The organism is Paenibacillus sp. Soil750 (assembly GCF_001428045.1).
Lineage (GTDB): Bacteria > Bacillota > Bacilli > Paenibacillales > NBRC-103111 > Paenibacillus_E > Paenibacillus_E allorhizoplanae.
This window is the reverse complement of record NZ_LMSD01000007.1, coordinates 49,824-73,848: the sequence shown is the minus strand read 5'-3', so window position 1 is coordinate 73,848 and position 24,025 is coordinate 49,824. Positions and strand designations below refer to the sequence as shown.

General features: G+C 43.5%; 21 protein-coding genes and 1 other annotated feature. Of the genes, 14 read left to right on the top strand and 7 right to left on the bottom strand.

What is annotated here, in order from left to right:
* From ASL11_RS08490 to ASL11_RS08475, 4 genes are all read left to right on the top strand, one after another.
* Positions 1 to 543: a type 1 glutamine amidotransferase domain-containing protein gene (locus ASL11_RS08490; protein ID WP_056612483.1), complete on the top strand. Its 543-nt coding sequence runs from the start codon at positions 1 to 3 to the stop codon at positions 541 to 543.
* Between the two features lie 124 nt (positions 544 to 667).
* A complete protein-coding gene (locus ASL11_RS08485) occupies positions 668 to 1,075 on the top strand; it encodes a hypothetical protein (protein WP_056612481.1) in 408 nt (135 codons plus the stop codon).
* Between the two features lie 180 nt (positions 1,076 to 1,255).
* Complete coding sequence (ccpA, locus tag ASL11_RS08480; RefSeq protein ID WP_056612480.1) at positions 1,256 to 2,263, top strand: catabolite control protein A; 1,008 nt, start codon at positions 1,256 to 1,258, stop codon at positions 2,261 to 2,263.
* Positions 2,264 to 2,353: 90 nt separating this feature from the next.
* A complete protein-coding gene (locus ASL11_RS08475) occupies positions 2,354 to 3,055 on the top strand; it encodes a 5'-methylthioadenosine/adenosylhomocysteine nucleosidase (protein WP_056612476.1) in 702 nt (233 codons plus the stop codon).
* Between the two features lie 77 nt (positions 3,056 to 3,132).
* Here ASL11_RS08475 and ASL11_RS08470 read toward each other — a convergent pair whose 3' ends face one another.
* Positions 3,133 to 4,314 (bottom strand): acetoin utilization protein AcuC, encoded by a 1,182-nt coding sequence (locus ASL11_RS08470; protein WP_056612687.1) that lies wholly within the window; start codon positions 4,312 to 4,314, stop codon positions 3,133 to 3,135.
* 73 nt (positions 4,315 to 4,387) lie between these two features.
* Positions 4,388 to 5,026: a GNAT family N-acetyltransferase gene (locus tag ASL11_RS08465; protein ID WP_056612473.1), complete on the bottom strand. Its 639-nt coding sequence runs from the start codon at positions 5,024 to 5,026 to the stop codon at positions 4,388 to 4,390.
* Positions 5,027 to 5,339: 313 nt separating this feature from the next.
* On the opposite strand from ASL11_RS08465, the gene acsA reads away from it, so the two are divergent.
* Positions 5,340 to 7,064, top strand: coding sequence for an acetate--CoA ligase (gene acsA / locus ASL11_RS08460; protein WP_056612470.1), 1,725 nt, complete (start codon positions 5,340 to 5,342; stop codon positions 7,062 to 7,064).
* Positions 7,065 to 7,172: 108 nt separating this feature from the next.
* Here the strand turns inward: acsA and ASL11_RS08455 are convergent, their stop codons facing one another.
* A complete protein-coding gene (locus tag ASL11_RS08455) occupies positions 7,173 to 10,316 on the bottom strand; it encodes a transglycosylase domain-containing protein (protein WP_056612467.1) in 3,144 nt (1,047 codons plus the stop codon).
* Positions 10,317 to 10,443: 127 nt separating this feature from the next.
* Positions 10,444 to 10,720 (top strand) — a binding site (T-box leader).
* Positions 10,721 to 10,771: 51 nt separating this feature from the next.
* Here ASL11_RS08455 and tyrS point away from each other — a divergent pair.
* Entirely contained in the window at positions 10,772 to 12,031 is a 1,260-nt protein-coding gene (gene tyrS / locus ASL11_RS08450; RefSeq protein WP_056612464.1) for a tyrosine--tRNA ligase, read from the top strand.
* A gap of 54 nt (positions 12,032 to 12,085) precedes the next feature.
* Here the strand turns inward: tyrS and rpsD are convergent, their stop codons facing one another.
* Positions 12,086 to 12,685, bottom strand: a complete 600-nt coding sequence (gene rpsD, locus ASL11_RS08445; RefSeq protein WP_056612460.1) for a 30S ribosomal protein S4 — start codon at positions 12,683 to 12,685, stop codon at positions 12,086 to 12,088.
* Between the two features lie 350 nt (positions 12,686 to 13,035).
* Between rpsD and ASL11_RS08440 the strand changes: the two genes are divergently transcribed.
* The 4 genes from ASL11_RS08440 (at position 13,036) to ASL11_RS08425 (ending at position 16,683) form a co-directional block, all read left to right on the top strand.
* Complete coding sequence (locus tag ASL11_RS08440; RefSeq protein ID WP_056612456.1) at positions 13,036 to 15,021, top strand: sensor domain-containing diguanylate cyclase; 1,986 nt, start codon at positions 13,036 to 13,038, stop codon at positions 15,019 to 15,021.
* 202 nt (positions 15,022 to 15,223) lie between these two features.
* Positions 15,224 to 15,907 carry a TVP38/TMEM64 family protein gene (locus ASL11_RS08435; RefSeq protein ID WP_235550425.1) on the top strand — a complete coding sequence of 228 codons (684 nt, stop codon included), beginning with the start codon at positions 15,224 to 15,226 and terminating at the stop codon, positions 15,905 to 15,907.
* Between the two features lie 116 nt (positions 15,908 to 16,023).
* Positions 16,024 to 16,272, top strand: a complete 249-nt coding sequence (locus ASL11_RS08430; RefSeq protein ID WP_056612449.1) for an HPr family phosphocarrier protein — start codon at positions 16,024 to 16,026, stop codon at positions 16,270 to 16,272.
* 123 nt (positions 16,273 to 16,395) lie between these two features.
* A complete protein-coding gene (locus tag ASL11_RS08425) occupies positions 16,396 to 16,683 on the top strand; it encodes a YlaN family protein (protein ID WP_056612445.1) in 288 nt (95 codons plus the stop codon).
* A 37-nt stretch (positions 16,684 to 16,720) separates the two neighbouring features.
* Here the strand turns inward: ASL11_RS08425 and cax are convergent, their stop codons facing one another.
* Positions 16,721 to 17,767 (bottom strand): calcium/proton exchanger, encoded by a 1,047-nt coding sequence (gene cax, locus ASL11_RS08420; RefSeq protein WP_056612442.1) that lies wholly within the window; start codon positions 17,765 to 17,767, stop codon positions 16,721 to 16,723.
* Between the two features lie 162 nt (positions 17,768 to 17,929).
* Here cax and ASL11_RS08415 point away from each other — a divergent pair, with 162 nt between their 5' ends.
* A complete protein-coding gene (locus ASL11_RS08415; RefSeq protein ID WP_056612440.1) occupies positions 17,930 to 18,307 on the top strand; it encodes an Asp23/Gls24 family envelope stress response protein in 378 nt (125 codons plus the stop codon).
* Positions 18,308 to 18,340: 33 nt separating this feature from the next.
* Here the strand turns inward: ASL11_RS08415 and ftsW are convergent, their stop codons facing one another.
* Together ftsW and ASL11_RS08405 are read right to left on the bottom strand one after the other, a co-directional pair.
* Positions 18,341 to 19,519: a putative lipid II flippase FtsW gene (gene ftsW, locus ASL11_RS08410; RefSeq protein WP_056612438.1), complete on the bottom strand. Its 1,179-nt coding sequence runs from the start codon at positions 19,517 to 19,519 to the stop codon at positions 18,341 to 18,343.
* A gap of 13 nt (positions 19,520 to 19,532) precedes the next feature.
* Positions 19,533 to 19,880 (bottom strand): YugN family protein, encoded by a 348-nt coding sequence (locus tag ASL11_RS08405; RefSeq protein ID WP_056612435.1) that lies wholly within the window; start codon positions 19,878 to 19,880, stop codon positions 19,533 to 19,535.
* Between the two features lie 206 nt (positions 19,881 to 20,086).
* Between ASL11_RS08405 and ASL11_RS08400 the strand changes: the two genes are divergently transcribed.
* The 3 genes from ASL11_RS08400 to ASL11_RS08390 all read left to right on the top strand — a co-directional run bounded on the left by ASL11_RS08400 (position 20,087) and on the right by ASL11_RS08390 (position 24,015).
* Positions 20,087 to 21,256, top strand: coding sequence for a M20 family metallopeptidase (locus tag ASL11_RS08400; protein ID WP_056612433.1), 1,170 nt, complete (start codon positions 20,087 to 20,089; stop codon positions 21,254 to 21,256).
* Between the two features lie 76 nt (positions 21,257 to 21,332).
* Positions 21,333 to 21,773, top strand: coding sequence for a CBS domain-containing protein (locus ASL11_RS08395; RefSeq protein WP_056612428.1), 441 nt, complete (start codon positions 21,333 to 21,335; stop codon positions 21,771 to 21,773).
* 136 nt (positions 21,774 to 21,909) lie between these two features.
* A complete protein-coding gene (locus ASL11_RS08390) occupies positions 21,910 to 24,015 on the top strand; it encodes a PAS domain-containing sensor histidine kinase (RefSeq protein ID WP_056612425.1) in 2,106 nt (701 codons plus the stop codon).
* The last annotated feature ends 10 nt before the right edge of the window (positions 24,016 to 24,025 follow it).

The following is a 24,025-nucleotide window of genomic DNA, read 5'->3' as shown; positions in this document are numbered from 1 at the left end:
ATGGAATTAGCAGGTCTGAAGGTGCTAGCCTTTGTTGATGAAGAATTTGAAGATTTGGAAATGTGGTATCCTGTCTACCGGTTGCGCGAAGCAGGAGCAATTGTAGATATTGTTGGACCTAAAGCGAAGACCGTATATCATGGCAAATATGGCGTACCCATCACGACGGATTATGCGTTCGATGAAGTGAAATCTTCGGATTATGTTGGTCTTTATGTACCTGGTGGTTGGGCACCTGACAAGCTTCGTCGTTATGCCGATGTGCTTAGACTAACGCAGGAGTTTCATGCGGATGTGAAGCCTATCGCGCAGATTTGTCATGCTGGCTGGGTTTTGATTTCTGCCAAAATTGTTCAAGGCTATACGATGACGTCCACGCCAGGCATTCGCGACGATATCGAAAATGCTGGGGCAATTTGGCTTGATGAAGAAGTGGTTGTGGATCGCAATATCATTTCAGGGCGTAGACCACCGGATCTTCCGGCATTTTCCAAACGCTTTGTGGATGAAGTTATCTCGTTTAGCAAGCAACAGGCAAAGTAACAACTCGCTTCCAAAGGTGGCAAAAACTACTATGTATCGATCAGAAGGAAATCTGATGACATCGTAGAATAACTTAGTACAAGCAACTAATGTACATGCCGCCTGTCAGTGAAGGAGTGTTAGAATGCAAAAGTATTGTAAGTGCGGACGCACGATGAACCTTCGTCTGCGCACGGTTATTTATCAAAGTAAAGTAGATATCGAGAATGTTCCTATCTATTCCTGTGAGGCCTGTGGACGAAGTGAGGTCGTACCTCATGTAAAGCCTGAACTTACCGGTCTGATCGGTAGGCTGGGTAGTAAACCAGAGAAGCAGCAATTCTTCTTCCATGAAGTTTCGGAGGTTGCCTTTCTGCTGTTAAAAGTAACAGAAAAAGAGCGTATGAATGATTCTATGGAGAAAATTGTGGAGGAACGAATCAATGAGCTGTTGGACATCTTATTGCTAGCGCAATCGCTAGGCGATGAGCCATGGGCGGAGGAAATTCGTAAACGGTTATCTCAAATCACTCAAAGCGCAATTTCAACCTAAAAATGGGCTGCCAATCTCGACAAGAGGTTGGCTTTTATTCTATTTGTGACTCTTTTGAAAATAAAATGAAAATTATTTTCAAAGCATTTTCATTTTGCATTGCAAGATGGATTAATTTGTCGTATCATAACGATAATATACTAGGTTCGCAGAATACTTGTGAAAATGGAGAGAGTAACCGTGACCGTAACCATTTATGATGTAGCGAGAGAAGCAGGCGTTTCCATGGCAACCGTATCTCGGGTCGTTAATAATAACCCGAACGTGAAGCCGCAAACCCGTAAGAAAGTTTTTGAAGCGATTGAACGATTGGGTTACCGTCCAAATGCGGTAGCTAGAGGATTAGCAAGTAAAAAGACGACAACGGTTGGCGTTGTTATTCCCGATATATCCAATTCTATTTTTGCTGAAGTAGCGCGTGGAATTGAGGATATTGCGAATATGTACCATTACAATATTATTTTGTGTAATGCGGACAAGAAGAAAGAGAAAGAAATTCGTGTCATCAACACGTTGCTTGAGAAACAAGTTGACGGGTTGCTCTTCATGGGTGGTGTTGTTACGGAAGAACATATTCAAGCTTTCCGTACGTCATCCGTTCCCGTTGTCCTATGTGGCACGAAGGATGAGAACCAAGCGATGGCATCCGTTGATATTGATCATGAGGCAGCTGCATTTGATGCAGTGAACGTACTTATTGAAGCAGGGCATCGCGATATTGCGATGATTTCTGGAACTCTACAGGATCCAGCGAATGGCTTCGCTAGATATCAAGGTTACAAACGCGCACTTGAAACGGCTGGTATTCCAGTACGTGATGAGTATGTACGGATTGGTAATTACCGTTATGAGTCAAGCGTGGATGCAGTCAACTATTTCTTGGAGCTTTCTCCTAGACCGTCCGCCATTTTCTCGGCAACGGATGAAATGGCAATTGGCGCTATTCATACGATTCAAGACAATGGGCTTCGCGTTCCTGAAGATATCGCTGTAATCAGTGTGGACAATATCCGCATGGCATCCATGGTAAGACCTACATTAACGACGGTAGCTCAACCCATGTATGATATCGGAGCTGTGTCGATGCGACTACTGACGAAGCTGATGAATAAAGAATCAACAGAAAATATGCAAGTTATTTTACCGCATGAAATCATTAATCGTCACTCGGTAAAAGCTCGAGCTTAAGTGAAAAATAAACCTCTAATCGTGTCCTTCCAATCTGGAAGAGGTGCGATAGAGGTTTTCTCATGTAGGAATAGAGAGAGGGAAATTAATATGACTTGGAACAAAATCGCATTAATCGGAGCAATGAATGAAGAAATTGAGCTGCTCGTTGCTCATATGACAGATATAAGCGAAACGGTAAAAGCAGGCATTACATTTCGAGAAGGTACTTATTTCGGTAAAGATGTCGTTGTCTGTCGCACAGGCGTTGGGAAAGTGAATGCTGCAGTTACCACGCAAATTCTAATTGATCAGTTCGGTGTAGAAGCTGTTATCTTCACAGGTGTAGCTGGGGCATTAGATCCTGAATTACAAATTGGCGATCTAGTTATTTCCACAGAATGTGTACAGCATGATATGGACGTGACAGCATTAGGATTTCCGCGCGGCGTTATTCCGTACGCTGAGAACTCTGTGTACGCGGCTGATCGCAAACTCGTAGAGCTAGCTGTAGCTTCGGGAGAGAAATTGTTTGCAGGTAAAGTGAAGCAGGGTAGAGTACTTTCAGGTGACCAATTCATTGCAAGCCGAGAAGTAGTAGCTAGTTTGTATCAAGAGCTGAATGGTGTCTGTGTGGAGATGGAAGGATCATCTGTTGCGCAAGTATGTGCGATGAATGGCATACCTTATGTTGTTTTGCGCTCCATGTCCGACAAAGCAGATGGTTCTGCGCATGTGAATTTCGCGGAGTTTACGGTGATTGCATCGGAGAATTCGTATAAAATGGTTGAAGATATGGTGAAGCAGCTGTAAAACAGCTACCCCATGAATAAAGCTCAGAACATCGCTTAGTTGGCGGTGATCTGAGCTTTTCTCAATTTTGGAACGAATTATTTCAAATACATCATCGCTAGTTCCTTGGTCTGTCGATTCTTCTCGGTGATCACCTGGCGCCTTGGAATCGGCGCCCAAGCTTCAACCGGGTCGAGCCACGTCTCCACGAGTGGGACGGGGCTTTTGTCCTGCCAGGCGTCTAGCCACGCCTGGGGCAGCCTCAGCTGGGGCTCCGCCTCCAGCAGACTCATAATCGCCTGCTCGCTCATCACAAGCCAGAGCAGGCTCCAAGCCCGCGGTACGACACGCCAGATGTCGTACCCGCCGCCCCCGAGCGCGACCCACCGACCTTCGCACCATTGGTGCGCAAGTCGATGGATGAGCTCGGGCATGGCCTTGTACACGCGCATGGAGCAATGCACATGCGCGAGCGGGTCGAAAGCATGGGCATCGCATCCATGCTGCGAGATAATGACGTCCGGCTGGAAGCGGGCGATCAGCTCGGTTAGCACCTCGCTGAAACATTCCAGCCAAGAATCATCCTCGGTGTAAGGCTCCACCGGGATGTTTACACTCGTTCCAAACGCGTCGCCTTCTCCGCGTTCGTTCACAGCCCCCGTGCCTGGGAATAAATATTTCCCCGTCTCGTGAATGGAGAGCGTGCCGACCTGCGGGTCGGCGTAGAAACTCCACTGCACACCATCGCCGTGGTGTACGTCTGTATCGATGTAGAGCACCTTAGCGCCATACTTCTCTTTGGCGTAAGCGATCGCCGCAGATGCGTCATTATAGACGCAGAAGCCCGCACCCTTGCTCTGCAGGGCATGGTGGAGGCCACCGCCTAAATGTAAGGCATGAGGCGCTTGGCCGGTCATAACAAGGTCTACGGCAAGGATAGAGCCGCCTACGACCTTCGCAGTGATGTCATGCATCCCTGGGAAGTAGGGCGTGTCGTCTGTATCGAGCCCGAAACGGGCTGCTTCACGCACCCAGCGTTCCTCAGGAGCAGGAACACTTAGCGCTTTTACTGCCTCGATATAACTAGCTGAATGCACCCGCAAGAGTTCTGCATCAGTCGCTGAGCGAGACGTTAGTACCGCCTTGTCTGGAAGTGCGCCAGATTTACGCAGTAAATCAACGGTCATAATGAGACGATCCTGATTAAAAGGATGTGTATCATTAAATTTATATTCAATCTCTTGATCATCATAGATAAACACAGGTTCCGTAAACTTCATGTCCATTTCCAAATTCCCCCGAATTGGCTAACAATTTCGTTTGAAGATCTGCTGCTAACTACATCTCATGGAGCTAATACATAAAGCGCTGCTGAAAACGCACGCGATCAAACTGCTCGACTGACGAGATGGGTACCTGCTTCCCGATTCTCACCATCAGACAGTTGGCGGGATGTGAGCAAATTTCTGGATCATCGGTTGCAAACCAGATCATATCAACGCTTTTCATGAGCTTTTCCATCATTTGACGATATTCCCAAACGGTTAATTTACTCGTTTCCAAATCCCAATGCCAATAATACTCGGTTGTGAAGCAAATGACATTTTCCATTTGATCATCTTCAAATGCAAGCTGTATCATTTTTTTGCCTAAACCAATCGATCTGTAATCATCAGCGACTTCAATCGCACCGAGTTCAATTAAATCCTTCATATTGCCTTGTGACCATCGCTCAATTTCATCTGCGTAATGGAAGGTAACGTAACCGACAATGGTGGATCCATCTCTCGCAAGTATGATTCGTCCTTCAGGTAACCCGGCAATCTCGATGAGTGCTTCGAGTTGTTCTTTCGGTCTCCGGAAGGCGTCAAGCTTCGCGTGCATGGTAAGTTCCTGCAATTTTTCTGGTGAAACGGGACCCTCAATTATAATTTCAGGTTGATCGGGAGCAGTGCGCAAGCTTTGTGAGTGGTAGATCTTGATATGCTGCATAACTTTTGCTCTCCTTCTAAAAAACAGCATGATGGGCGTTTCCTTTACTGAAAATATAAGAATTTATATGTTTCACATAATTAGTCGGTTATATTTCTCCATAAACGCTTCCATCCATGAAGGACGGCGTAGTGTTTATTTTGGATTCATAGTAATTTTATACCAAACTTTTGTTTGAAATCATAGCAAAACTTAAACATAGGCGAAATATTCTGAGTATGTTATAATAGAACATGTCAAAAATCGATCACATTTTGCTCGAATTCATCAGTAAAGTGAAAGCGGTTTATTTCGTGAGGAGGGTTTTACGTTTATGGATCAAATTAAAGATGAACTCATTAAATCAGTATCCCTTAATCCAAACATGGCTAATTACGAACAAACACATGCGACATTTGATTGGGCAGACATCGAGAAAAACTTCTCCTGGTACGAAACAGGTAAAGTGAATATGGCCTATGAAGCCATTGACCGTCATGCGGAAGGCGGGAAGAAGGACAAAATTGCTTTATATTACAGCGACAGCACACGTGATGAAGCGATTACTTTTGGACAAATGAAGGAAAGATCCAATCAGTTTGGTAATGTGCTTAGAAATCTAGGCATTGGCAAAGGTGAGAGAGTTTTCATTTTCATGCCACGGACACCTGAACTGTATTATTCTTTACTGGGATCACTCAAAGTAGGCGCGGTTGTTGGACCACTTTTTGAAGCATTCATGGAAACAGCAGTTCGAGATCGATTGGAAGATAGTGAAGCGGTTGCGATTATCACGACGCCTAGCCAATTATCACGTGTTCCTTATAGTGAACTTCCACACCTTAAGCATGTGATCCTTGTAGGGGAGAACATCGAGCTTGGTGAAGGACAAGTTGATTATCATAAAGAAATGGCAAACGCTTCTACAGAGCTTGAGATTGAATGGTTGGACCGTGAAGATGGATTAATTATTCATTATACATCCGGATCAACTGGGAAACCGAAAGGTGTATTCCACGTTCAAAATGCGATGTTGCAGCACTACTATACGGGACAAATTGTTCTTGATTTAAAAGAAGATGACATCTACTGGTGTACGGCAGACCCAGGTTGGGTTACAGGGACTTCCTACGGGATTTTCGCTCCATGGTTGAATGGTGCGACGAATGTAATTCGCGGAGGACGTTTCAGTCCGCAGGATTGGTACAATACACTTCAGAAATATAAAGTAACCGTTTGGTACAGTGCGCCAACAGCTTTCCGTATGTTGATGGGGGCGGGCGATGATGTTTCTGCAAGCTATGATTTGTCGGCACTTCGTCATGTATTAAGTGTTGGTGAACCATTGAATCCGGAAGTCGTCAGATGGGGTATGAAGGTCTATAATCAACGTATTCACGATACGTGGTGGATGACAGAGACAGGCGGACAGTTGATTTGTAACTATCCTTCCATGACGATTAAACCAGGCTCTATGGGTCGTCCAATTCCAGGTGTTGATGCTGCCATTATCGATGATGCGGGTAATGTTCTGCCTCCGAATCGGATGGGGAACCTCGCGATCAAAACACCTTGGCCATCGATGATGCGTAAAATTTGGAATAACCCGTCCAAGTATGAAGAGTATTTCCGTTTGACAGGCTGGTACGTTTCCGGAGATTCCGCTTATCAAGATGAGGATGGTTATTTCTGGTTCCAAGGTCGAGTGGATGATGTGATTAACACGGCAGGTGAGCGCGTAGGTCCATTTGAAGTTGAAAGCAAGCTTGTTGAGCATCCAGCTGTTGCTGAAGCTGGGGTTATTGGGAAACCAGACCCTATGCGTGGAGAAATCATCAAAGCGTTTATCGCGTTGCGTGAAGGCTTTGTTGCTTCTGATGAACTGAAAGCTGAAATTTCTAAGTTCGTTAAGGAAGGTCTATCTGCGCATGCGGCTCCGCGTGAGATTGAATTCAAGGACAAGCTGCCAAAAACACGCAGCGGGAAGATCATGCGTCGTGTGCTTAAAGCATGGGAGCTTAACCTTCCGACAGGTGACTTATCGACAATTGAAGATTAATTAAGGTTCATCTAGCTTTCTCCGTACCTTTAGTGGTGCAGAGAAAGTTTTTTTTGTGCATCAAAAAAAGAAGAACCTGGTAGCAGCCAGGTTCTTCTTCAATTACGCTTATTTATTATAAGCGATGGTGGCAGAGAATTTAGACTCTCCAGCTTCATTAATGGCTGTTACTTTATAATAGCCATTGAAAGCTGCCGCGTAGTAATGGAATTCAGTTCCATTCTCAACGGTGCCTAGCTTCGTGTAAGTGCCCTTTTCTTTATCGCTAAAGTACACGATATACTGTTTGACTTTGTCTTTGGCATCATTCGCTTTCCATGTTAGGACAAGTGAGGCTTCTTCAGCCTTTGCCTTGATGCCCGTAGGTGCAGAAGGAGCATCCTTGGATACCGGCTTGCCCGTAGGAGTGCCAGCTCCCGTTCCACCATTCGTTGTACCTGGTGATGGGATAGTAAGATCTGTCAAAGGATTGCCATTGCTATCGACACCAGGGATAATTAATGAATCTAGAGAGCTACCATCCGTATAAGAGGACCGGCTTGGTATGGATTCTTTACCTGCTACATCAACAGCAGTGACATAGTAGCCTGTTATAGCTGCCGTTTGAAGTTGATCAACAAACTTCGCTTCTGCACCTGCCAGCACGACTTTACCTCCCATGAGCTGGAACTTGCCTTGATTATCCGAACGATAAATGCGATAGCCTACGATATCTGCATCCGCGTTCGGTTGGAAAGTAATTGTCGCCGTATCACCTGATTTGACTGTCACGACGTTCAGAGGTGCTGGAGGTGCTTTCCCATCGTCAACCCTTGGATCAACTTCGGAAGGAGCATCTACGTCATAGTCAGTTGGCTTATAGAAATCGATAGGCTTTCTGCTTTTCTCAGGAAGCTTTTGCATCGCTTCATCGATTTCTTTTAATAATTGGGTGATCGATTTTTGTCGTTTAATCACGACTTTCTCTGATACGAAATCAGCAGGTGTTGTTTCTTGAGCTACATAATTGAGCCCATTTAGCGAACTGATTTTCATTTTAACCATGACATTATCGGTTGCTGTAGGCAAATATTTTTTGTTGAAAATATCGGTCACCAAATGTTCGGAGCTTGTCGTCAGTTCACTTGGAAGCATGCCGGATAAGCTGGAGACTGTTGATGAAACGATACCATCTGGCTTCGCGAATGTTTTGTTCGGGAACAGATTTGGTTTTTGCTCAATTGTTTTGTTCAAGATGAGCGCCCAAATATCTTTTGCATGATTGGTTTGGCCCGTTTTGGAAGACAGCTTATTAATCGGCTGATCATAACCGATCCACACACCGACAGTTACATCAGGGGTGAAGCCCATGAACCAAGCATCAGCATCATCCTGTGTGGAGCCAGTTTTTCCAGAGATCTCGATTTTACCGTATGATTTGAATTTTTTCATGAGATCCGTAGCTGTCCCTTGGCTAGCATTGCTAATAACGGTTTTCATCATATCCGTTATTAGGTAAGCTGTTTGCGGTGAGTACACGGTTTGGGGCTTCTGCTCATGAGCATAAATGGTCTTGCCATTCGAATCTTTAATTTCACGAATTAAGTACGGTGCATTAAACACGCCTTTATTCGGAATAGATGCATATGCACCTGCTAATTCCTTGACCGAGGTTCCACGACTTAAACCACCTATAACACCGGTTTGTGCGACATTATCCTCTTTGGTAAGAGACGTAATACCTAGTTTCTTAGCGAAATCCCATGCTTGCGAAATGCCTACTTTATTGAGGAATATATCGATAGCTGGGATATTATAGGATTGATTTAAAGCTCTGCGCGCCGTCATCAGACCATGGAATTTATGGTCCCAGTTCTCTGGTAGATGGAAGCCTTTAACGCCATCTTTGAGAATGATTGGGATATCATCTACGATGGTGGCAGGCTGAATGACCCCTTTTTCAAGTGCAGGGATATAAGCAGCAATTGGCTTCATTGTAGACCCAGGCTGCCTGTAGGCTTGTGTAGCATGATTCAGCTGCTCGTCGAAGAAGTCACGACCTTCAATCATTCCTGTGATAGCACCTGTTTTGGAATCAATCATGATGGCACCAACTTGCTCTATGCCGCCTTTTTTCTCATCCGTAGGTGCGAAATTCTTCTCATTGCTTGATATCTCATGCATCGAATCATAAATTGTTTTATCAATCGTGGTGTAGATTTGATAACCGCCGCGTAATAGCTGTGTATGTATGCTTTTGAGTGCTTCATTATAAGCGGCTTGGTTCGTTTTCGGATCAAGCTCAGGATGTTGAAGCTTCAATAAAATCTCGGACGCTTCCTGCTCGGTCTCAATCATTAGATAAGGGTAGGTCGTATACGCTTTTTGAGCTGCTGCTGGCATGGAAGCTTTAAGATCGAATTTCAAGGCATCTTGATATTGATCATTAGTGATTTTGTTTTCTTCCATCATCCGCTTTAATACTAATTGCTGACGCGTTACCGCTTTTTTGAAACCATCCTCATCGAAAGCTGGCTTACTTGTAAAAGCCGAATATTGTGATGGAGATTGAGGTAATCCGGCTAAATAAGCGGCTTGTGCAATATTCAATTTGGCTAAATCATCGATATTGAACAGACCTTTGGCAGCGGCTTTAATGCCGTAAAGATTATAACCCGTTGCCCCATTGCCGTATGGGATTTTATTTAGGTAAGCAAGTAAAATTTCATCCTTCGACATGATGCGTTCCATCCGAAGTGCAAGCAGCAACTCTCTTGCTTTACGGCCGTCATCGCGATCAAGTGTGAGGAAAACACGTCTAGCTAGCTGTTGCGTAATTGTACTTCCACCGGTTTGCACATCTTCATTCAGAAGCTTCTGTGTGACTGCACGGTAGAGACCACGGAAATCGATGCCGCGATGATTGTAGAAATCTTTATCCTCAATGGCGAGGACGGCGTCTAACAAGTTCTGCGGGATGTCTTCGAGTTGTGCAAGACGTCGATCTTCTTCGGTCCGTAATTGTCCAATCACAGCATCATCATTGAAGTAGGCGAACCCTGTGATGGCATTCTCTTGCATTTGTTGTCGAATCGCATCTTCGCTGCGGATAGGATCTTTTTTAACTAGTGCACTTACATATCCGAAAGCGGCGGATCCACCTAGCAAGCCAGCCAAAAACACGCAAATAATGGCCCATTTTAATGAAATTCCAATTACTTTAAATGTCGTTCTAACCCAGGGACGATTCCATTTCGCGAAAAAATTACGCATAAGTTCCAATATCCTCCTTACATGACCCCTAATAGTATACCATAATTGCACCTTTTGCGGTAATGCTGATGGGAGAAAGGTTCAGTTCTCGGTTTGACAACCATCAGATTCCTGTGTTATAACAAGTACAAATGCGTTGATGGATCAGCAGTAGGTAGCTTGTGGATGCTTTCAGAGAGCCGGTGGAGGGTGCGAACCGGTACCTGCAGGTTAGTGAATTACGGTCTTGAGCAGTAAATGGGAACCTGCAGGAATGTGCCTGCACAAGTAGTATTTACCGATTAAACCTCGTTATCGGTTCTTGAGTGAAAATAGCACGCCGTGCCTACGACTTCCGTTATAGATGTACGTAACTGCTGTTTTAATTAGGGTGGTACCGCGAGTCAAGTCTTCTCGTCCCTTTGGGATAAGAAGGCTTTTTTGTTTTTTCATTTCATAATAAAGGATGGTTGTACATGAGTATTCTGAAGGATTTAGAGTTTCGCGGTTTGCTGCATCAAATTACGGATAGAGAAGGTTTAGACAAGAAGCTGAGTGAAGAGCGCGTTGTCCTGTACTGCGGCTTTGATCCAACAGCTGATAGCTTGCATATTGGCAGTTTGCTTCCCATTTTAACATTGCGAAGATTTCAGCTTGCTGGACATGTTCCTTTAGCTTTGGTAGGCGGTGGGACTGGGCTTATTGGTGATCCGAGTGGTAAGGCGAATGAACGTACATTGAACGGACCTGAAGTCGTTGAGGCATGGTCTCAAAGTATTAAAAATCAGCTCTCACGTTTCCTTGATTTCTCAACTGAAATTGAAAACAGTGCTGAGTTAGTGAACAATTACGATTGGTTAGGCTCCCTGAACGTGATTGAATTCCTACGCGATGTAGGCAAAAACTTTACAGTGAACTACATGTTAGCTAAGGATTCTGTGGATTCTCGTATTACGAAAGGGATTTCGTTTACAGAGTTCAGTTACATGATTCTTCAATCCTACGATTTCCTGAAGCTAAATGAAACAAAGAACTGTTCCGTTCAAATTGGTGGAAGTGACCAATGGGGGAATATTACGGCTGGACTTGAGCTTATTGGCAAATCAACAGATCGCCGCGCTTTCGGTGTGACATTGCCACTTGTTACGAAGAGCGATGGGCAGAAGTTTGGTAAAACGGAAGGCGGAGCTATTTGGCTGGATGCAAGCAAAACTTCACCGTATCAGTTCTACCAATTCTGGTTAGGAACTGCGGACAATGATGTTATCCGATTCCTGAAATATTTCACATTTGAATCCCAGGAAGAAATTGAAAGACTTGAAGCTGAAGTAGTCGCACAACCAGGGAAGAGAGAAGCTCAGAAAGTGCTAGCTCGCGAAGTTACGAAGCTCGTACATGGGGGAGAGGCGCTAGAGAGTGCGCTTAATATCACATCTGCCTTATTCAGTGGGGATATCCAGTCACTATCACGTGTTGAAATTGAAGAAGCGTTCAAGGATGTACCTTCAACAACATTAGAACAAGATGACGTCGCGTTGATTGATCTTCTTATTTCTGTGGGAGCAGCACCATCCAAACGCCAGTCGCGCCAAGACATTGAAAGCGGAGCCGTAACAGTGAACGGTGTGAAGGTGACGGACCTGGAAGCGACGACGAAACAATTGGGTCGACTAGGTGATTCCTATCTCATTATTCGCCGCGGTAAGAAGAATTACTTCCTCGTCAAATTTGAATAAAGCTTAGGCAACAAAATAACCCCCTTAGGGAAATCCCTAAGGGGGTTGCTTTTATTAACGGCTGTAGAACTCGACGATTTGTTTTTCGTCAATTTCTTGTGGAAGCTCGGAACGTTCTGGTAAACGGATGTATTTACCTTCTACGCTTGCGTCGTTAAACTCAAGGTAAGTTGGAAGGTAGTTACGGTTAGCAAGAGCTTCTTTCACAGTGGAAAGGCCTTTGCTTCTTTCACGAAGTGAAATCACATCACCAGTGGATACGATGTAAGAAGCGATGTCAACTTTTTTGCCGTTCACAGTTACGTGACCATGAGCAACTAGTTGACGAGCACCTGCACGGGAGTTGGAAAGACCAAGACGGTAAACCAAGTTGTCTAGGCGGCTTTCAAGCAATACCATGAAGTTTTCACCGGCAATACCTTTAAGCTTGGATGCTTTGTCGAACAAGTTACGGAATTGTTTTTCGTTCAAACCGTACATGTGACGAAGTTTTTGCTTCTCGTTCAATTGTACGCCGTAACCGCTCATTTTTTTGCGTTGTCCTGGGCCATGCTGACCTGGAGGGAATGGGCGTTTCAAGTCTTTACCGTTACCGCTCAAGGAAATACCAACACGACGGCTTAATTTGAATTTAGGTCCTGTATAACGTGACATATAGGGAAAACTCCTTCTCATGACAATTAGTTTGTAAATAGCATCTAGATGTCAGGGTGAAGACAAGTGCCCGATTTTGCTTACGAATCATAAAGTGATTCCCTGTCAAGAGTAGTTCAGCCGCTGTCTTGTCAGGAGCAAAAGCAGTGAGGGTGATCACAAATGGCATTCACCGAAATCATGGTGTTACTCGACTTCTAATTTTATTAAAAACAAGAGCAAGTGTCAAGTCTCTCATCGCCAGAATGAGAGGAAAATATCGTGCAATAGATGTGAAAAAATAGTATGATAGGAATAAGTAGTTTTAAATTGGTACTTCAGGACTATTGTTAGTGAGTGAAGGAGAGCCTATGAGTGAACTTCGCAGTATACAAAAGCATAGTCGCACAGAACACTTTGACGTGTTTCTTCGGCAAGGCTTTATACTTTCTGGCAACTTTTCTTACGAGGGTTTGCAGGCAAACCCAAACTTACACCAAGTATTTGAAAACTGGAATCAGCAATTCGGTCCGAACATGCTGCCCTCGCAAACTGCACTGTTATGCGCAAACGAGCATCTGTGTGTGATCGACGCTTGTTCGAACGACACGCCTTCGATAAGCAAGTACCTGCAACCAGGTACTTCTTGGAAAGTTGCAGATCAAGGAGATAATCCGCTTGCCCGCTGTGAAAGTGCAGGTTATTTGCAATTAATGAATGGCGATGACTGGCATGCGCGAGAACTGACAGCGTATTTGATTGCTGTTACGCCAGTTATGGATAATCTTGGTAAAATTCAATTTTATTTAGGTCTTTTTACCCAATCTCGTATAAATATGGAAAATCTAGCACAGTTGCTATATAGTCTTGCACTTTCCTTTCAAAGTTCCATCCAAAATGTTGAAGAACGTAGAAAGTACGATCGTTTAAATAACCTTCATCATATGAAGGAAATGGAATCCAAAAAGCACGTCATTCTTTTTGAAGCATCCAAGAAACTACTTGCGAAGATTGATGTACATTCTGTTTTGACAGAAGTTATTGATTGTCTGGGGCGTGTTTACCCCAACACGCGTGTTGATTTACTTCTTTCACAAGATAATGATTCAACGAATTTGTCCGTTAAGCCTTTGAACTTCCAACGGACAGAGTCCGATATTCGAACGCGAGCTTTTATGGAAGGTCAAGTCATTTTTGAGCCAACCCTAAGAGGGAGCGCTTCAAGTTCGGGCAACATCGCGGCACCTTTATCAGGGAAACAAGGCGTGTATGGTGTTCTGTACATGGAGTTTACGGATGAACTAATTGATGAGTCGGATTTACAATTCATTTCGCTCTTAGCGGACTCTGCAGGTACAGCATTTGAAAATGCGAAACTGTACGAGCAATCGAATCTAATGATTAACGAATTGCGACTCATTAATGAAATTACCAAACAGCTTAATCAAAGTTTACGTTTAAATGAAATTTTTAATTCAGCGTCTAGTGAAATTTTAAGTATTTTTGGTGCTGATTATAGCTGTATCCTTCAAAACTCCAAAGATAGTGATCAACTTATTGTTCAAGCTACGAACTTACCTGCCATGTTTCATGAAACATTTACGCTTGATCAAGGGTTCTCAGGTCTGATTTACTCATCTAAAGAACCGATCATTATTTCCGACTATTGGAGTAATGATAAAGTGACTTCAAGCTTGATGCAGCGAACGAATTCTCGCTCACTTATTGGTTCGCCTATCCTTGTAAACGGTAACGTAGAAGGGGTAATCCTCATCGTGCATCGTTTGCCCAACTTCTTCTCTTATGATAATTATAAGCTCTTGCAAGTGCTCTCAAGCCATATTGGACTAGCCATGACGAACGCCTCCTTGCATGCTGAAGTGAAACGAATGGTGATTACGGATAATTTAACTGGGCTCTATGCTCGGCATTATTTGGATGAACAAGCGAATTGGATGCAGAAGAAAGACTTCTGTGGGTCTCTAATTGTCGTTGATATTGATAATTTCAAGAAAGTGAATGACACTTATGGTCACCAAATTGGTGATAAGATTCTTATTCATGTCAGCCAGATCATCAAGTCCAGTATTAGAGGGATGGATATCGCGGCTAGATGGGGCGGAGAAGAGCTTGCTGTCTATCTGCCTCAAGTGTCTAAGGATCAGGCGGTTCGGATTGCAGAGCGCATTCGAAGGCGTGTAATGGAAGAGACGCAGCCTCAAGTTACGGTGTCCTGCGGTGTATCGGACTGGAACTGGGAAGAGGATAAGATAAGTGTAGAATCGCTCTTCTACCGAGCAGATATGGCTCTTTATCAGGCCAAACATAATGGCCGTAATCAAATTCAAATCGGTTGACGCAGAGTGGTGCTTGTCTTCGGACAGGCACTTTTTCCTTTGTTAAGCAGGTATGTGAGGTCGAGATACAATCGTATGTATCCAGTTGAACGTATTTCTAAGTCCAGTGAGCATGGAGTCAGGATGACGATCACCTGTTTGCTCTTCCTGAACCTGTTGTAACATGTTACAATGATTTGGTCTAAGGGAGGATGGTCGAATTTTGTCGGCATTTAAAAGTAAACGTACAGGACTGCTTATTTGTATTTTTATTGTGCTCGTTGGCTTGCTATATTTCTTCTTCTTTAATCCTGTAGGCATTAAACTTGCACACAGTAATATGCGGCAATTGTCCGGACATTTAAGGGACATCGGCTGGCCTGGTAAAATAATTGGAATGAGTTTGATTTTCTTCCAAACCTTCTTCCCGTTTATTCCTTTTGTTCTCGTAGCGGGTACTAACGTTGCGATATTTGGAATAAAAATGGGATTTCTTGTGAACTATGTGATGTCGTGCTTAGGAGCCGTTGCTTCCTTTTATTTTGCACGTTATTATGGACATGCTTGGGTAGAAAAGAAACTGGAGCGTTTTCCGATCGTTACGCAATTTAGCAAGCGGATGGAAAGACACGGCTTTTTCTATGTACTAATCGGACGATTGATTCCGATATTGCCATCATCTGCTGTTAATTTCTCCGCAGGTCTAACTCGAATGAAATTTCGGCATTTCTTATGGGGTACACTACTGGGGAAACTCCCAATCGTATTCCTGGAGTCGATGATCGCGCATGATCTATTTCATTTTCAGCGGTATAAGGGGAGATTGCTCTTATTGCTTGGGATATTGGTCTTGTTAGTATTCCTAGGAAATAGTGTGAAGAGGGCTCTAGCTCCAAAGGCAAAATAAAGGGCTTACATGGAGAATGCAGGAAATTTTGTAGTTGCTTTCCCTTCCTATTCCAAGTTATCATAGAGGAAGTAAGACGACCAACTCATTACGCGACTATAATGGAGGAATGAAATATGCCAAGTGCCAATAATGCAGCAATTGTTGAGATTTCCCAAACAGCTAATAAATTCAGATCATCTATCGTTCTTCAATACGACAATAAGTATATCGATGTAAAAAGTATCCTTGGCTTGTTTACGACTCTACTTAGCTCCAGTAACTATGATTTACATGTTCATGGACCGGATGCTGAAGAAGCGAAAACAGCTATGGCAGAAGTATTTGCAAAGCATAATCTAGGCGTAAACGTCGTTCAAGAGTAGTTTTGAATAGAGAGAAGGTATTCTCAGAATCTCTGAGGGTACCTTCTCTTGTATATTACGGCAATTTCGCTTAATATAGATCATATAAGGACGGATGACTTTGCGTATAGGGGGAAGTTGGGAATGTCTTCATCTGATTTATTGCTGGATATGAATCAAAAGGCGCTTAATCTTCTTCAAGAAGATGCAGATAAAATCGAAAAGCTGATCGAAGTTCAGATGGAAAACTTGACGACACGTCAATGTCCACTTTACGAAGAGGTATTAGATACGCAAATGTACGGACTATCGAGAGAAATTGATTTTGCCATTCGAGCGGGACTGATCTCCGAATTACCAGGCAAACAAATTCTCAATAAGCTTGAACGTAATCTTGCGCAGCTGTATGAAGCGTTGAACAATAAAAAGTAACCCCGAGGGGTTACTTTTTTTGTTTGCATCTAGGTATTTAGACTAAGAAGAATACGACACCAAGGATGATATAGACGAACAAGAGAAGAAGTCCTTCATACCAGTTCGTAGATCCATCTTGTGTAATGGATTTGGTAATGAAGACGGCGACGCCGATCGCTGCAATCTCATAGGTGGTAAAGACAATGTTCATTGGCGTACCACTGATGAAGAAGCTGAGAAGGATTAGCACTGGCGCAACGAATAGAGCAATTTGTAAGGAGCTTCCGACCGCAATTTCCACGGCTGCGCCCATTTTATTCTTCATAGCCATCATGACCGCGGCACTATGCTCTGCTGCATTCCCGATAATAGCAATTAGGAATGCACCGACAAATAGGTCGGACAATCCGAATTTATCTTTAACTTCATCAATGGTTCCTACTAACCATTCACTCGTAAAGGCAACCATAGCAGTCGCAATGATGAGGAATAGAATCGAGGTGCCTTTGGACCATGGAGCCTCACCATGTTCAATGGCTTCATCCGACAGCACACTTTTGTGGGTTACCATGGAGAAGTACAGCCAGAGTAGATAAGCTATGATTAGGATAATAGCTACAATCATACTCATGGAGGATGTTTCGTCAGTGGTCAAACCGCGGGCAAATAATGCGGGAATGAAGAGTGCGACAACACCTAATATCATCAGTGAAGAGTTGTGAGCAGCCAATTTAACGTTAAAGGATTGTTCTTTGAACTTTAAACCGCCTGCGAATATGCTGAGTCCAAGTACGAGCAACAAGTTCCCGATGATGGCACCAGTTAGACTGGCTTTGACGACTTCGAACAACCCATCTCTGACTAAGAAGAAAGCAATAATGAGCTCAGCTGCATTTCCAAAGGTTGCATTGAGGAACCCACCCATACGGTCTCCTGCATAATGTGCAACACTTTCTGTTGCTTTTCCTAAGAATCCAGCCACAAAAACGATGGCGATACATGCGATTACGAATTGCAGTGTTGTATTCTGGTGCGTATAATGTGCGATTCCGGCTGCTATGAACGAAACTAACAAGCCTATGTAGAACAATTTTCCTTTCAATGGGAACCCTCCGACTCTAATGTATTGGAAATTTTTACACTTCTTTTAATATACCTACTTTGCGTACCAATGTAAATTAAAATGGATACAAGCAGGGAGTTCTTGCTTTAAGCTTTTGTTCTTATTACAATAGATTTATACCAAGTTTAGGGAGTGATCCGTATGTCCGAAGACAATCAAACCGGCTTAATTCGAATTTCTGATGACGTAGTATCGACAATTGCAGGGCTTGCCGCCTTGGAAACAGCAGGCATCGCGGGCATGTCAGGTGGTATTTCAGAAGGCTTAGCTAAGCGTTTAAGTGGTAAAAATGTGCAGCGTGGCGTTTCTGTTGAGGTAGGACAAGTTGAAGCAGCGATTGATTTACGAGTGATCGTTAAATATGGTTCCCGAATCCAAGATGTTTGCAGAGATCTCCAAGAGAACGTTCGGGAAGCCGTTGAAAATATGACAGGGTTAAATGTTGTGGAAGTCAATGTGAAAGTAGAAGGTGTCGCATTTACTGAAGAAGAAATAGAAGATCAACTTCGAGTTAAATAAGACCCATAAAAAAGAGACCCTATCGACGTTATATTATGTCGATAAGGGTCTCTTTTTATGGGGTTTTTGCGTTTTTTGTGAAGCTGGTAATTCTTTGTAGGATTGTTCACGAGAAATCCCGAGAATAACCCCCATGCTGATGAGAGAGACCATCATCGAGGAGCCGCCTGCTGAGATGAAGGGGAGCGTTACACCTGTAAGTGGAATGGTATTGGTGACGCCGCCGATATTAATAAAGGCTTGTATAGCGAACATGACCATGATTCCTACACCGGATAACATACCGAACATATCTGGACAACGCACTGCAATGAGAATTCCTCGCCAAATGAAGATTAAATAGATGAGAAGGAAGAGAGAGCTGCCAATAAATCCGAGCTCCTCGCCTATAATAGCAAAGATGAAATCGTTATGTGCTTCCGGTAAGTAGTGAAGCTTCTGAATACCTTGTCCGAATCCGGCGCCAGTTAGTCCGCCATGACCGAATGCGTACAAGGATTGCACAACTTGTAAGCCTGAGCCTTGCGGGTCAGCGAATGGGTCCATAAAGGAAGTTATCCGATTGAGCCTAAAGTTAGAGTCAGTATCACCTAATAACAAGTACAAGAGAATTGCAATACCAAGAAAAATCGTAAGAATAGTTCCAAGATAAAAAATATGCTTGAGGTTAGACCCGCCGACCATAATGACAATAGCTGAGCACGCCAAGAGAATCATACAGGAACCGAAATCGGGCTGTAAGAGGATCAAACTGCACACGAAGCCTACGATCAAGATGGCAGGGAGTAGTCCCTTACGAAAACTTCTGAATTTCTCTTCTTTATTACTGATCAGAGAAGCTAAGTAGAGAATGACGATTAATTTGGCAAACTCGGTCGGTTGTATCCCGTATCTGCCAAGTGAGTACCAGCTGCTCGCCCCATTCGCTTTACTTGTAAAGACAACGAAGATTAAGCCAAGTACAATGAAGAAGAAAGCAGGGATAACAAGCTTCTTTAACTTCGTGTAATGGATATTCATGCAAAATAACATACCAATGGTGCCGACCCCGACAGCAAAAATTTGCTTTCTCGTAAAGAACCAAGGGTCGTCCCACCGATAGGCACTTGTCATTGAGCTTGCGCTGAACACCATAACTAAACCAAAACAGACCAACACAAAGGTTAATAAGAGCAGCAGAAAATCCGGCGTTCCTCTTCGAGGGGGATTCATGCTGATTCCTCGCCTAGTCTGCTAATAATTGTTGCAGTTGGTCTAATTTTTGTTTGGAAATCTTAAGTACGTTCTCAGGGATTGGAGAGTTGTAGTCCAAACCGTGTGGGAACGTTTCTTTGCCTATGTAAGCTTCCTCTAGATATAATACGGCATAGGGAGATTCTAGCTTACCTGTTTCTACACGTGCATTTACACGTAAGAAGTAAACAGCTTTGCTTGCTTTATCTTCCATTTTAAAATCGTAAGTAGCACGGGTGTATTCCCATTGCCAGCGCACGAAACCAAGTTTAGTTGTTACTTCGTCCAAGTGAGCCAAATCGCTTTTTAGGCCTTTTAAGCCAGTTGCTTCAATAATCAATTTTAACGCCTCCATATTGTACGTATGCATTCTTTTCTCATGATAGTATGTTTCTAAAGGTTCTGCAAGTCGATTGCCATCTGTAAATTCTAATATTTGATGGCACTTTAGAGATGAAACCGTGATTGATATTTGATAGAATAGGTTTCAAGAGATCATTTTAGATATATAGTTAGGTGATCACGCCTTAGGAGGTGGATGAACTTATGAATCATTTTCATGAAGATCTCCAAGCCATTTATGAAGAAATGGTGGGCTGGAGACGTTATTTACATCAGCATCCTGAGCTTTCCTACCAAGAATATCAGACCGCAGAATTTGTAGCGAAGCATTTGCTAAGCTGGGATATTGAAGTGCGTACTGGCGTAGGCGGGAACGGTGTTGTTGGCTTACTTCGCGGCAACGGCGAAGGACCGACGGTAGCTCTGCGTGCAGACATGGATGCTCTCCCCATTCAGGATGAGAAGAACTGTGACTATACATCAACTAAGAACGGGATTATGCATGCCTGTGGACATGATGCACATACATCAACTTTGCTTGGGATTGCCAAGGTTGCAAGCATGCATCGGACGGAGATCAAAGGGAATCTGGTTTTTCTATTCCAGCATGCTGAAGAAATTTCACCTGGTGGAGCTGACTCGATGATCAAAGACGGCGCCCTAGATGGTGTAGATGCGGTATTTGGCGTTCATTTATGGACACCGTTCCCTGTTGGTCATGTTTACACGCGATCAGGGGCTTTTATGGCCGCGCCAGATGAATTCACTATTCGCATCCAAGGGAAAGGCGGACATGGCGGATTGCCTCACCAAACGATTGACAGTGTGTACGTCGCCTCACAATTAGTCGTTAACTTGCAATCGATTGTGAGCCGTCAAGTTGACCCTGTTGAGCCTTGTGTAGTGAGCGTAGGCTCGTTCCATGGAGGGACTAGCTTCAATGTCATTGCTGAAACGAGTGTACTTAATGGAACTGTACGTACCTTCAATCCAGAGTTAAGACAAGAAGTGAGAACGCGCATGGAGAGAATCGTACAGGCTACTTGTGACATGTCGCAAGCAACCTACGAGCTGGAATATAAGCTAGGTTATCCGACGGTTATCAATGATGCTAACGAAGCAGCTCGTTTCTTCCAAGTAGGCGCCGCTTTGTTTGGTGAGGAGGCTGTACATGAATCTCCTCTTATTATGGCCGGAGAAGACTTTTCCTATTATTTGCAGGAGAAGCCAGGTTGCTTTATGTTCGTAGGTGCTGGTAATGTGGATACGGGCATCGTTTATCCTCATCATCACCCGAAGTTCGATATAGATGAAAGATCTATGCTGAACGCAGCAAATTTACTCCTATCCATGGCCTTGGATTATATGGCATGAATGCCCTCCGTGCTTTGGTGAATGCTAATGTAGCAATTATTTGTTGCCTAACATGACACCGAGGAGGATGATGAGAATGTCAGATAAACTAGTGAAGGACATCATGAGTAGAGATTGCGTGACGGTTACCTTGCTGGATAATGTATTCGAGATTGCTTTGAAAATGAAACAACACGACATTGGATTTGTTGGGGTTCTGGACGGGGATACCTTCATAGGAGGTGTGACGGATCGGGACCTTGTTATTCGAGGTTATGCGGAAAAACATTCCGGGTCAACGGCTGTAGAAACCGTTATGACCAAAGAGATGACCACCGTGAGTCCTAGTACGACTGTCGATGAAGCCGCTAAGATGATGGCACAGCACCAGATTAGGCGCTTACCGGTTATTGATAATGGGAAACTTGTCGGTATTGTAGCGATTGGCGATTTGGCTGTTAGAGGGAAATTTGAAGATGAGGCTGGCGAAGCCTTAAGTCAAATTTCCAAAGAACGAACGCTGGTTGGAAGTCATTAACGAAGTCGATTTTCATGCGAAAGCAGCTTTCCCGAAATTGAGGGAGGGTTGCTTTTTTTTTTATATTCTCTTTACGAGGTGCATCCAAGTGAGCGATAATAATAACGAAATGGCGAAGGGGGTCCGTATAGAATAGATGAGCACGTTTGAAGAAAACGCTTCCATGGGATTTATCATTCTAGATTCAAACTGGCATTTTATATACGCAAACGACTATGGTGCAAGTCTTTTAAATCGATCTCCTGAAGAACTTCTTGGTAAAATGGCGTGGGCTGAGTTCCCTGCTGCTATTCGGCATGCTTCTTACAGTTATTTTCATAAAGCCCGCAAAAGTGGTAAAGAAACTTCATTCAATGAATATGTAAAGCCATCCAATCAAAGGATACATGTTAGTGCCTATCCCGTTGGTGAGAACTTACATATTGTTATTCGTAAAACAGAAATGCTTGACAATCATTTTGCCATGGAAAACGATCTCAATCAAAAGTACACAAACTATGTTCAAGATCTTATTACATTGACTTCAGAAGATGGCATTCTGCTGTATGTTTCGCCCTCCGTAAAAAACCTTCTTGGATTTGAGCTGGAGGATATGTACGGTGCAAGCGTATTAGCTTTTTGTCATCCGGAAGATATCGATGGGCTGAAGAAGATTTTTATCAACGAAATAGCGTGTGCTACAAATGATCAAGGCATTGTAACCTGTCGTTTCCTTCATAAAAAGGGTTGGTATGTTTGGTTAGAAAATAATTTCAAATGGTTATCGGACGAGCAAGGTAAACGTACTCAGAATTTAGGGATTTGGCGTGATATATCAGAACGTAAGATTGTTGAAGATCGGTTCGTACAGGCACAACGTTTAGGTCAATTCGGCAGTTTTGAACAAGATTTGGATGAAGATTCGATTTCGTGGTCGGTTGAAATGTTTCGAATACATGGGCTAGAACCTGGTTTAAGAATCGATTTATGTAAAGCTATTGAGCCTATTGTTGTAGATGACCGTGAGAAAGTAGCGCTCGCTATTAAGCAAGCAATACTGGTAGGAATGTCAGATATAGAATACAAAATTATTCGACAAGATGGCGATATTCGCCATTTGCGTTCCCAAATTGAGCGAGTGGTTCTAGATGGGGGGCGAATGGCCGTACGTGGATTGGTTCATGATATTACCATTCACAAACGAATTGAGCAGGAGTTGACTCAAAGCAAAGCTAAATTGGAAATAGCCCAAGAAATAGCAGGCTTGGGCCATTATGAGTGGGATACAATTAATAACATGGTGTATGTATCAGATGAATTGAACGCATTATTTGGTTGCAAAGATGCGGTCCAAACGTTGCCTATAGAGGTACTTCATGAAAGTATTCACCCTGAAGACAGTCTGAAGATGAAGTTGGCAACAAAAAAAGCTTTAAATGAAGGTTCCTTGGATATCATTTTTAGAGTCGTGGTTAGAGGTGATGTGCGAATTTTGCATACTTTAGCTAAGACTACGTATGATGAATGGGGTAGAGCGCTGTGTTTATTTGGCACAGTTCAGGATATTACGGTTCAGAAACAGACGGAGGAACTGCTTCGTAAAACAGAGAAATTACATGTTGCTGGTCAATTGGCAGCTGGTATTGCTCATGAGATTCGCAACCCGTTGACGGCGCTTAAGGGCTTCGTGAAGCTGATGTGCCACGCCAATGAAGAAAGTAAAATGCGCTATTATCATATCATGCAAGAAGAGTTTAATCGGATTGAGTTGATTCTTGGAGAGCTGCTCATTCTTGCCAAGCCGCAAGCAGTCGCTTACATGCCGCATGATCCTGTAACAATACTTGAAGAAGTGATACAGCTCTTAAATACAGAAGCCATCATGAATAATGTTGAAATTATGCTGATTGCCAATACGATTCTTTCATCTGTCAATTGTGAGCGGAATCAAATCAAGCAAGTTTTTGTCAACGTGATCAAAAATGCGATTGAAGCGATGCCATCTGGCGGTATATTGACCATCACAGCACAAAACCAAACTAACGGGGTCAACCTGCAGTTTGTGGATCAAGGCCAAGGCATTTCAGAGGACAGACTGCCGCGGATAGGTGAACCCTTTTATACGACAAAGGAAAAAGGGACAGGGCTTGGTATGATGGTGAGTTTTACAATCATTGAAGAGCACCACGGTGTGATCCGATATCAAAGTAAGCTAGGTGTTGGAACGACAGTCAGTATTCAATTACCGGCATCTGTACAGTAAACTTGGTCTC